The 10,076-nt window shown below is 56.2% G+C and carries 9 protein-coding genes and 2 pseudogenes; 6 read left to right on the forward strand and 5 right to left on the reverse strand.

Annotated elements, in window-relative coordinates; genetic code table 11:
- Positions 1–39: 39 nt before the first annotated feature.
- The 5 genes from QT222_RS12930 to QT222_RS12950 all read right to left on the reverse strand — a co-directional run bounded on the left by QT222_RS12930 (position 40) and on the right by QT222_RS12950 (position 5,625).
- Positions 40–1,590 (reverse strand): TrkH family potassium uptake protein, encoded by a 1,551-nt coding sequence (locus QT222_RS12930; RefSeq protein ID WP_004058699.1) that lies wholly within the window; start codon positions 1,588–1,590, stop codon positions 40–42.
- A gap of 60 nt (positions 1,591–1,650) precedes the next feature.
- Positions 1,651–2,337 carry a potassium channel family protein gene (locus QT222_RS12935; RefSeq protein ID WP_004058697.1) on the reverse strand — a complete coding sequence of 229 codons (687 nt, stop codon included), beginning with the start codon at positions 2,335–2,337 and terminating at the stop codon, positions 1,651–1,653.
- Positions 2,338–2,342: 5 nt separating this feature from the next.
- Entirely contained in the window at positions 2,343–4,685 is a 2,343-nt protein-coding gene (locus tag QT222_RS12940; RefSeq protein WP_004058694.1) for an amino acid permease, read from the reverse strand.
- 64 nt (positions 4,686–4,749) lie between these two features.
- Entirely contained in the window at positions 4,750–5,166 is a 417-nt protein-coding gene (locus QT222_RS12945; protein WP_004058692.1) for a universal stress protein, read from the reverse strand.
- Between the two features lie 3 nt (positions 5,167–5,169).
- The gene (locus QT222_RS12950; RefSeq protein WP_231512854.1) at positions 5,170–5,625 is read right to left on the reverse strand and encodes a zinc ribbon domain-containing protein; all 456 of its coding nucleotides are present in this window, start codon (positions 5,623–5,625) and stop codon (positions 5,170–5,172) included.
- Between the two features lie 408 nt (positions 5,626–6,033).
- On the opposite strand from QT222_RS12950, the gene QT222_RS12955 reads away from it, so the two are divergent.
- The 6 genes and pseudogenes from QT222_RS12955 to QT222_RS12980 form a co-directional block, all read left to right on the forward strand.
- Positions 6,034–6,777, forward strand: a complete 744-nt coding sequence (locus QT222_RS12955) for an Lrp/AsnC family transcriptional regulator (RefSeq protein WP_491477408.1) — start codon at positions 6,034–6,036, stop codon at positions 6,775–6,777.
- A gap of 346 nt (positions 6,778–7,123) precedes the next feature.
- Positions 7,124–7,201 (forward strand): annotated as a pseudogene (locus tag QT222_RS12960) (IS6 family transposase); the annotation flags it as partial.
- Between the two features lie 225 nt (positions 7,202–7,426).
- A pseudogene (locus QT222_RS12965) lies at positions 7,427–8,018 on the forward strand (IS6 family transposase); the annotation flags it as partial.
- Positions 8,019–8,094: 76 nt separating this feature from the next.
- Positions 8,095–8,862, forward strand: a complete 768-nt coding sequence (locus tag QT222_RS12970) for a hypothetical protein (RefSeq protein WP_491477409.1) — start codon at positions 8,095–8,097, stop codon at positions 8,860–8,862.
- Between the two features lie 436 nt (positions 8,863–9,298).
- Positions 9,299–9,586 carry a DUF7130 family rubredoxin-like protein gene (locus tag QT222_RS12975; RefSeq protein ID WP_014732036.1) on the forward strand — a complete coding sequence of 96 codons (288 nt, stop codon included), beginning with the start codon at positions 9,299–9,301 and terminating at the stop codon, positions 9,584–9,586.
- A gap of 92 nt (positions 9,587–9,678) precedes the next feature.
- Positions 9,679–10,076, forward strand: a 398-nt coding sequence (locus QT222_RS12980) for a ketopantoate reductase family protein (RefSeq protein WP_491477410.1), incomplete at its 3' end; no start/stop codon positions are given.

Genomic DNA, 10,076 nt, shown 5'->3' on the forward strand with positions numbered 1-10,076 from the left:
ATTCGAGGATATGCGAGATGATAGGTACGTTACTTGGGTTCATGAATACAGCCCTCCGCGATGGAAGATCGTTCGGAGTGTAACCAGTACCGGAATGATTTCGAGTCGCCCAATCCACATATGAAAGAGGAACACGACTTTCCCGACCGGTGGGAGTGATTCTGGTCCCGTAATACCCGACGAGAGCCCCACGTTCCCCTGTGCGCTGGCCACCTCAAATACGACATTAGCGAGCGAATACTCTGCGGATGGAAGCGTGAGCAGCAAGACGAAGGTACCAACGACCAGGAACGTAATCCAGAGGACGACGATAATGGCTGCCTCCATGAATTCACGGCTGGCCTCTTCATCATTCAGTCGCCGTCCGTTGATCCCCAGTCGCCGAATTGCAGTCTGAGGATAGAAGACATCCGCGATTTGATACCGGATTCCCTTCACGAGCGTCAGTCCACGGATGAGTTTAATGCCGCCCACGGTTGACCCAGCTGCACCACCGACGAACATCCCGAACGTGACCGTGAGTTGGGCGTACGCTGGCCACCGGCCGAGTGCGACATTGGTCGCATCGACGGCCGTTTGGAATCCTGTACAGGTGGCAGCCGAGACGAACTGAAACAGTCCATAGCGCAAGGCGTCAAACGGGGTTTCATAGGGGCCACCGAAGTACAGGAAACTCCACAGCAACGCAGACCCGATGCTCATATAGATGAATACCCACCGCGTCTGGAGGTCCGAGTAGAAGTTCCGCAGGTCGCCTTGGAGGATGAGATAGTGCACCGGAAACGCGATGCTCCCCAGCAGCATAATCGGAACCAACACGAAATCAATCACGGCGCTGTCGTAGGTCGCAATCGAGTTATCCGTAATCGAGAAGCCGCCGGTCGAAAGGCCGGTCATGGCGTGATTAATCGCCCCCCAAATCGGCATTCCAGCCAGCCACAGCGCGAGAATGGACACGAAAGTGAATAGGGTGAAAATCCACCATATCGTCCGGACCGTCGAGACGATGCTCGGGTGAATCTTCTCGGAGCGCGCCTCGCTTTCGTAGAGCGTCAACGAACCGCTACCGGGACGTGAGAGGACCGCCGTCGTCAAGACTATCACACCGACGCCGCCGACCCATTCGCTAAATGTCCGCCACCACTGGAGCGTGCGCGGAAGCACCTCCTCGTTATCAGTCATCGTGAGTCCGGTGCCGGTGAATCCACTCATACTCTCGAAGATGGCGTTGAGTGGCTCGGTGAACGCTGCAAGCGTCGCCGTCTGGTCAGGCGTTGTGAATCCCGGCACGCCGAGATGAATGCTCCACGCGATCAGCAGGAATGGGAGTGAACCAAAGACACCCACTGAAAACCACCCCAACGCGGCCACGACCATCCCGTGGAGCCGACCAGGGTCCTCGGCGTTTCTGAACCGACGATAGAGTAACCGCCCGATTCCCAGCGGAATAATGGCCGAGATGAGCAGAGCCGGGAGCGCATAATATTCTCCCCAGATGACCGGAACGACGAGCGAGACCAGCATCAACCCACCAAGCGCCTCCAAGATGCGACCGAGGTCTCGGCCGACTGTTGCTACGGACCCGTTCATACGTTCCCCGCGTTTACGATCAGACCTTCAACGATTGTACCGGTGCTCAACATAGTCTGCTCACTCGATGTGGTCTTCATAGTGGCCGAAGATGTCCGTAATCTCCGGATCAGCGCCGACACTAGAGTACACAGTCAGCAGATCGCCTTCCTTGATAGTCGTGTTTCCCCGAGGAGTGATCGGGTGGTCATTCCCTTGGCGTTCGATTGCCACGACGAGCATATCGCCGGTAAGGATGTCCGTCTGTACGGCTTCCTCAAGTGTCTTCCCCGCGACCGGCGCGTCCTCAGTGACCCTAATCTCGAAGACTTCGGCCTCCTCGCCAATGCGCATATAGTCAACAATCGCTGGACGGGCCACGGCTCGATACAGATACTCGGCGATGAGTTGCTGGGGGTTCTCCATCGTATTCACGCCAATCTGCTCGAACAGCCCCATATGCTCGGGATTGTGGACGACAGAAAGAATCGCGGGAACCTCGAATTCCTTCGCAAGGAGGCAGGTCATCACGTTTGTTGCGTCTTGGTCAGTCGTCGAGATGAGCGCATCAGCCCGCTCAGCGCCAGCATCAGCTAATATTTCCTTCGTAGTCGCGTCAGCGTTCAGTACTAGACAGTCAAACTGGTCCGCGGCTTGATTCGCGCGTTTTTCATCACGTTCGATGACGACCACCTCGTTGCCTGACTGCGTCGCAATATCGATGAGGGGTGTCCCAATATCCCCAGCACCGATAATGATGATGTACATAGTGATTACACCTCCAGTCTCCGCAGCAGAGCTTCACGAATCGACATTGGTGATTCCTCCGGTCCGCGTGCCATCACGACGGTCTGCTCCACTTCCGCGCCGACTTTCTCCGGGAGCGACCCGAATACTGCCTGGGAAATCGCTCCCGACCGTGTCGCACCGATACAGATTGTGTCGTACCCCGTGGCAGCTTCGAGTATCGCCTGCTCAGTATCCTCAGCAACCGTCACTTTGGAATCGTATGACATATATTCGATTCCAGCGCGTTCGGCTAACTCGTCAATCACTGCCTCACCACGCTCGGTGGGGGAGACGTCCTCGTCACTATCGGGTTCCGGAGACTGCACGTTAAGCACCGTCAGCGATGCGTCATCCGCGGCCGCAGCGACGAGTTCAGCCGCACGTCGTGCAGCAACCGGTGCGTGTGGTCCCTTACCGGCAAGGACCATGATGTCTCCTTTACCGCGTCCATCCTCTGGTCCGAGTTTCACGAGGGTCGCATCACACGGTGCGCGCCCCACAACGGGGTCGATCGTCGACCCAAGGACGTGCTCACGCCGGCTTCGGGTACCCTTCCAGCCGAGAAGGACGTGATCCACGTTTTCCTCTTCGATCACGTCCAGGATGATAGACCCAGTGTCACGACCGACGATTGCCCGAGTCCGAAGTCCGATTTCGAGATCAGAGGCGATATCGCGAGCAGAGTCCAGCAGCTCCTGTTGCCGTTCGACTCGCTCCTCCTCGAAGGTGAGATCCTGAGAGAGTGAGGTCTGACGAGGGACCTCGATAACGTTCACGGCAATCACTTCAGCGTGTTCGTCTTCGTGGGCGTGTGCGCTGGCCGCAGCCATCCGGAGGAGATCCCGTTCAGTCTCCGGATTCGCGACCGGGACAACCACACGATATCGTCCTTCCCCGTCCGCCATCGTAGCTGGTTCGGGTGCGATAGCTTCGCCGACGAGGCTTTCACTCAGTGCCCGTTCTCGGGCGTACAGGTAGTACCATACGACACCGAACGCGATGAGGACAGTCCCGATGGCACCAACTGGCGTTGGAGTAACCGGGAGAACGAGATCTACCGACCCAACCGCTACAATAGTCGGAACGAATTCAACTGACATTTGTACGAGGACAGCTAAGCAAGCTACCATTCCGACTACCGGTACGATTGGATATAGGGCCGAAGGAATCTGGAACGCAGGGTCGTACGTCTCTGGGTTCGCCCGGCGCAATACGACGACAGTTACGTGAACGAGGGCGTACGTCACGAGGTACATAAAGCTCGCCACTTCCGCGAGCGTTCCAATCCCTACGCCGATAGCGATCAGTACGAGGGTGATAATACCGGTTGCTGTGATCGCTCGATATGGTGTTCGGAACCGCTCGTGGACCTCGTTGAGCCAGTTGACGAGAATTCGGTCCCGGCCCATCGCGAAATTGACGCGGGCAGCCGACAGGATGCTCGCGTTTGCACTCGATACGGTCGCGAGGACAGCACCGACAATCATCGCTAATGCCCCGATCGACCCCATGAACTCGGTCGCCACGTCGGCAACCGGAATCGGCGACGCTGTGAGGACATCAATCGAGAGCGTCCCTGTCGACACGAACATAACACCGACGTACATCAGCGTCGGCGTTACCACCGACGCGATCATCGCTAGCGGAAGGTTCCGACTCGGATTCTTGATTTCTTCAGCGCTGGTCGCGATAACCTCAAATCCGATGAACGTCACGTAGACAGTCCCAATCGTCGCTGCAACAGCCGGCCAACCGTTTGGATTGAACTCCTGAATGGTGGGTCCACTAATGATACCAAGACTGAGGAACGCAACGATGAGGCCAACGAGTGTGAGGACGATAACGTTCTGAAGCGAGCCGGTTTCCTTGACCCCGTAGTAGTTGACGCCGGTCAAGATTGCTGCCATCACGAGCGCAGCAACGGTAATCCCGATTTGGCCCCAGCCAGCGAGGAAGCCTACGTACTTTCCGAGTCCTGGAAGCAGATACTGGCCGAAGCCGATCATGTAGAACGCCGAAGCGAACGTCAGTCCAGCCCACATCCCCCAACCGACGATACTCCCGAAGAACGGCCCGAGCGCGCGATTGACGTAGTAGTAGCTGCCGCCAGCTTTCGGCATCCCTGTTGCCAGCTCCGAAAGCGAGAGCGCTGCTAACAACGAAACCAGGCCCCCAGCGAAGAACGAAATCATACTGGCGGGACCGGCCTGCTCGGCAGCGATGCTCGGGAGAACGAAAATTCCTGCCCCGATCATCGTCCCCAGACCAATAGTGTAGGCCTCGAGGAAGCCGAGGTCGCGGGCGAGTTCTTGCTCGGTCTCACTCATAGAATACTACCTCTGCCATCGTGCCCGTCGCTGCGTGTGTGCATATTCGAATACAACCCGACTATCATTCGTTTTCGGTCTCGGGGAGGGCGATTACCGGACGCTCAGCATCCGTAACCAGCTTGAGAGCAGTGTCACCAGACAGGAACTGTACGAGCCGACTCCCGCCTCGGGGACGAAACGCGATAGCGCTGGCTCCCACATCTGCTGCGACATCAATGATGGCTGCAACGACATCTCTGCGGTAGGCAACTTCTGAATCTGCCTCCGGGATGATTTCCCGAAACGCAGTAAATGAGTCCGCAGCTTGTTGTTCAGCCTGTTCGACGGGGATCTTGTCAGGAGCTCCCTTCCCCTTCTCAATTACGTGAACGACAGTTACCCGGTCGTATTCATAGTTCTCGAGTATCTGCGCCGTTTCACGTGCATCTTCTTCGTTCGCAACCGGGACAACGAGATGTTTGGTAAGTGACTCAGACATAACTTAGTCCTCCGTCTCAGGTCGATCGACGTGTTCACTGCCACAATGGGGGCAGATAGATGCATCCTTGTCCAGATGTCCACCGCAAGACCCACACCGGATTTGCTCCGAGTTATGGACATCGCCGAGATACGCCCAGTGTAAGGATTCCGTTCCATCCACGTGAGGTTCCCGGCGAACGTGATAGAGTGCGACACGGTCCGTATTGACGCCAGGAGAATCCGGATTCGGAGGATGCTTCCGCACGAGCGCGTATGCGCCGTGGTCCTCTATTTTGAGGACCTCTCCAGTAGCAGTCGCCTCGATTTCCTCTTCGATTGGGTTGCGAAGAGCTTGGATACGGTACTCAACGTACGAGAGCATGGATTTCAATTCAGGGAGCGCCAGCGAATCGATCCGCTGAATTAGCGCATCGGAGAGGTTATTCGGTGGCACCGGATTTTCAGTTGAGTCCCCCATAATCTCACCACCTGCTTACAGACGTATGGCAATCATCTGGTTCACGGAGTGAATCACCCCAGAAACGCCACCCGTACACTTTCGACACATCCGATACCGAGGCAGCAAGTCGATCGACGGTCGTGCTCTCTGAGTTGTTCAGTAGAGCTGTAACGAAGGTGAATAGTGAAGTCATACACGGAACGATATCGTGAACGAATAAATAATTGCCGTCTTTTCAAACGAATCCGTAGAATACCCACTATTACATTTTCTAATCGTTTATCTGGGTTATTGGCGTGTCTACTGCTGATTTACGCGTGGTTCAATGATACAGGCTCTGTCGGTTTTTGCAGAGCAGTCAGAGAATCAAACGGATGACTCATAGTAACTTAAAAACACTTGTGGTTCCAATATAATGGCATAAATATGTCACTTCAGATCGATACAGTCGACGAACAGATCCTGTATTATCTGTCGCAGGAGGCCCGGCACACATCTGCGCCCGATATCGCTGAGCAGGTCGATGTCTCAGCACCGACCGTGCGGAATCGGATTCGACGACTTGAGGAAGCGGGGGTAATCCAGGGCTACCATGCTGATGTCAATTATCAGAAAGTAGGCGGACGGCTCACAAACCAGTACGTCTGTACTACTGGGAACCGAGACCGAGAGGAGATGGCCCAGCGCGTTCTCGATGTTCCGGGCGTGATTAACGTCCGGGAAATCATGTCCGGCAAAGGCGACCTTCGGATTACGGTCGTCGGGACGGACACCGATGATCTCACGCGAATCGCACAGGGAATCACATCACTCGGCATCGAAATCAACGACGAGGATTTGGTCCATCGGGAATATTTCCGCCCCTATGCCCCATTCGGTCCCCGAGATGAAAAACTGGCTTCCCCAGTCGCAGGCGTCGCGGGTCTGGCCGGGGACGCTGATGTCGTTGAAGTCATTGTCAGAGAACAGGCCCCTATCGCGGGGAAAACGCTCCAAGAAGCGAACGAGGAGGGCCTCATTCCCTCCGGTGTGCTGGTCGTCCGAATCAACCGTGACCAGGGAAGCATTACGCCGACTGGAGAGACGCTGATCAAGGAGAGCGATTTCGTCACGATTCATTCGCGGTCGGGTGTCACTGAAGTGACGCTTGAGGCGTTTACCGGGAAGTGAGTAGAGACTCGAATATTTGGTGGGATAGACGAAGCAGTACAACGAACCCTCAGTTCGTATGTCGTCATCCAAACGCCGAATCTATGGTGTCACAAGTTCGGTTTGTCCGGGTAATGCATGTCTTGCTTTGACACGATTTAGCGCGAATGGGCCACGTCTGCTGATTCTCCACTCGAACAACATCCCACGCACCTTGCCGGTAGGCACGCGTCAGAACCCTATCTCCGAGACTCTGGAGATAGTCCTCTAACTCCTTTAAGCCAAAAATATCTATTTGAATAGTTACCACAGGTACTGTCCAGTTAAGCCAGTTTGAGAAGTGAGCAGATCGTTGAGTTAGTTTGGAATGCTGCTCGCAGACTTGCTCAGCGAGTGCTTTGCGGCGGATTTAGAAGAAACGTGGGAGCGCGAGCGGACGGCGACGTTGACGAGACGCGAAGCGTCTCGTTCGCATCTCGCAGAATCAGAGATTCTGCGGACTCATCGGAAACCGCTGGTTTCCGAGACACCAGAAATCAGAGATTTCTGGGGACGTCCCAAACTCGACGCGAGTTTGTGGGCTCGAAAGACGCAAGCGTCTTTCGAACGTTCATGAGAGCAGAGCTCTCGTGCAGCCCATCAGGACACGGAGCGTTCTGGGGACACCCTCAGGTTGTTCGCCGTCCAACTTCACGCGACCGGCTGTTCATTGAGAGAAACAAAACAAATTCTTCACTCTCTCGGCGTTGAACGCTCTCATCAAGCTGTTTGGCAATGGGTACATCGACTGGCTGACAGCGGACACAACCCGCTTGAGGCAACGCCGAAGCGGATTGCGGTCGACGAGACCGGTCAAAATCAATGGCGAGTGGTCTTGGTTGTACGCTGCAATAGACATCGAGACGAAGCTGATTCTTGACGTCGAATTGTTTGGACGACATGGGACTGACCCGGCTGCTGCGTTTCTCCACCGACTCTCGGAGAAACACGATCTCTCAGATGCTGTATTTCTCGTTGATGGCTACGGATATCAGATTGCCCTCTCTCGATTAGGATTGAGCGGTCGGCTTGACTATGTCGAGCGAAACCTCATCGAAAAGTGGTTTCACACCCTCAAAATGCGAGTCGACCGCTTCCATAATTCGTGGGTGGGCAGTCACGGAAGCGTTCGGGAGTGGTTCATACAATTTGCGCAATACTATAACTTTCACCGACCGCATCAAGCGCTCAATGGACGAACTCCGGTTGAGGGGGGTCACTAACTAGACAGTGCCGCACCACCAATTGGTACTCCAGTAGTATAATAACACTTAGCCACTACTCGATTAACCATAAATAATGGGGATCAATGGTCCAGCCTATAGCGTCATCTATCCTAGTGACCTAGATGCCGAGACCGAGATCGAAGTCGCTTGGACCGTCGTGCAGAGGATACTCCCAACGGCAGACAGCGCAGTCTTGCAGCTCGATCTTGATGTCCTTCCGGACGAGGATAGGGACTTCGTTACGAGCGTCCGAAATGGGGCCCGCTCTATTGAGGACGGACTATACTACCTCGCTCCGGACGATCCGGAGCTACTCCATCGGATAGTTACCTTCGGTTCACCGTATCGAAACGTCGTCCTCGAGTGGCTGGAACTCCGCTGTGACGATGAGTGTTTACTCAACTACGTCCCCGATCACGGAATACTCGAAATCGATGTAACGGCCGTGGAGGGCTTGGAGGAGATCAACAACGAGCTCGAACGTAGTGGTGCTGCGGTGGTCTCGGGACAGTCGGTCCCCGCATGGCAGGAGAACGGCGCTCAGGTCTCAATCGAACCGCCGTCGGTGTGCGTCGGACGCGATGCGGTGTCCAGCCGAACCTGTTTCTCGCTGGCCGATGTCGATAGCGTTGCGGTCGATCACAATCCCCGAACGATTGAACTGTCGTGGGAGAACAAAGGTGGGTCGCTGCCGCAGCGTGCTATCGGCGCTGTATTCGAGCGGTTAGGCGACGACCGTCCGGGACAGGTCACGTTTGCGTCTGAAACGGAGTGGCAAGCAGCGGTCTCGTTGTTCGAATCGCTCCCAGATGTCACTGTAAATCGGCATTCCGTCGAGTAACCACCCGGCGACTCACCGATGACCTGGTGAGTTGGCTTGGACCGAGACATCTGGTCTCCTTGGTTGTGACCGCCGGGGACATTCGTCCGTCAGGACGGCTGAGGGGACGGCTCACCCGTCGCTCGTCTGCGGTGAGCCGCAGGGCTTGCGTTCTGGGCGCAACTTCGAGTGTTTCCAAGGACATCTCTCTCGGCTGACTGGGGCTTGCTGTATAGGACTCAACAGACACTCCTCAGATGCGTCTACATCCCCCGAGATTGGTTGTAGCCGCGTCCCGAAAACGTGGTGATGCCACGTCCCTTATATTTCATATAGCGAAATTCAATTCATTATTTATGCCCGTGGCGTTCTGACTGTTCCCCAACTGTTTGCCCCGGATTTGAACAGCGGGCGAGAGCCATTCGATTTTATCGGGTTGCGTGCCCAATGTTCACACATGGCTGAGAGCACACAGCCGACGGTGGGAATGACGGTGTACGCCGAAGATGGAACAGAACTCGGCAGTGTCCGGGGGTTCAACGAGGACGGGTTCTTCGTCACGACCCGCGAGGGGATTGCCGAGATGTCCATCGAACACGAACGCGCCGGTCACGAGTTCGGGGAGGCCGAGTTAATGTGGCGATGCAGTGACTGCGGTGAGATGGGTGACATCGATGAACTTCCGGATTCGTGTCCGAACTGCGGCACGGAGCGCGAGGCGCTCTACTACTGGATTGAAGACTGACCAACCGCGGTGCTGACCACAGTCTCATCCGACACGGACCGCCGCAACCACGAGACTCCCCGATTTTTGTCGCCTCACGAGTACAGGTAGCTATGCGAATCCTCGTCTTCGGCGCGGGCAGTCTCGGCACCCTCGTCGGCGGGCTTCTGGCGTCCGTTCACGACGTGACGCTCGTCGCCCGCGACCGACACGCCACACGAGTCTCGAAGACCGGTCTCGACATCGTCGGTGCCGAGTCCGCACACGCCTCACCGGCCGCCACGACAGCCGAAACGGGCCACGACGCCGACCTCGCGATTGTCACTGTCAAATCGTTCGACACAGCGGCGGCGGCCGAGGCACTCGCCGATTGCGACGCCGATGCCATCCTCTCACTCCAAAACGGTCTCACCGAAGAGATGCTCGCCTCCCGACTCGAAGCTCCCGTCCTCGCCGGGACAGCGACCTACGGTGCTCGACTCGTCGCCCCCGGGCGAGTGGAGTGTACTGG

The sequence above is a fragment of the Haloferax sp. s1 genome (assembly GCF_058382125.1).

Coding starts and splice junctions, on each gene's coding strand:
- QT222_RS12930 (WP_004058699.1), bottom strand. CDS start 1,590: ATGAACGGGTCCGTAGCAACAGTCGGCCGAGACCTCGGTCGCATCTTG.
- QT222_RS12935 (WP_004058697.1), bottom strand. CDS start 2,337: ATGTACATCATCATTATCGGTGCTGGGGATATTGGGACACCCCTCATC.
- QT222_RS12950 (WP_231512854.1), bottom strand. CDS start 5,625: ATGGGGGACTCAACTGAAAATCCGGTGCCACCGAATAACCTCTCCGAT.
- QT222_RS12945 (WP_004058692.1), bottom strand. CDS start 5,166: ATGTCTGAGTCACTTACCAAACATCTCGTTGTCCCGGTTGCGAACGAA.
- QT222_RS12975 (WP_014732036.1), top strand. CDS start 9,299: ATGGCTGAGAGCACACAGCCGACGGTGGGAATGACGGTGTACGCCGAA.
- QT222_RS12955 (WP_491477408.1), top strand. CDS start 6,034: ATGTCACTTCAGATCGATACAGTCGACGAACAGATCCTGTATTATCTG.
- QT222_RS12970 (WP_491477409.1), top strand. CDS start 8,095: ATGGGGATCAATGGTCCAGCCTATAGCGTCATCTATCCTAGTGACCTA.
- QT222_RS12940 (WP_004058694.1), bottom strand. CDS start 4,685: ATGAGTGAGACCGAGCAAGAACTCGCCCGCGACCTCGGCTTCCTCGAG.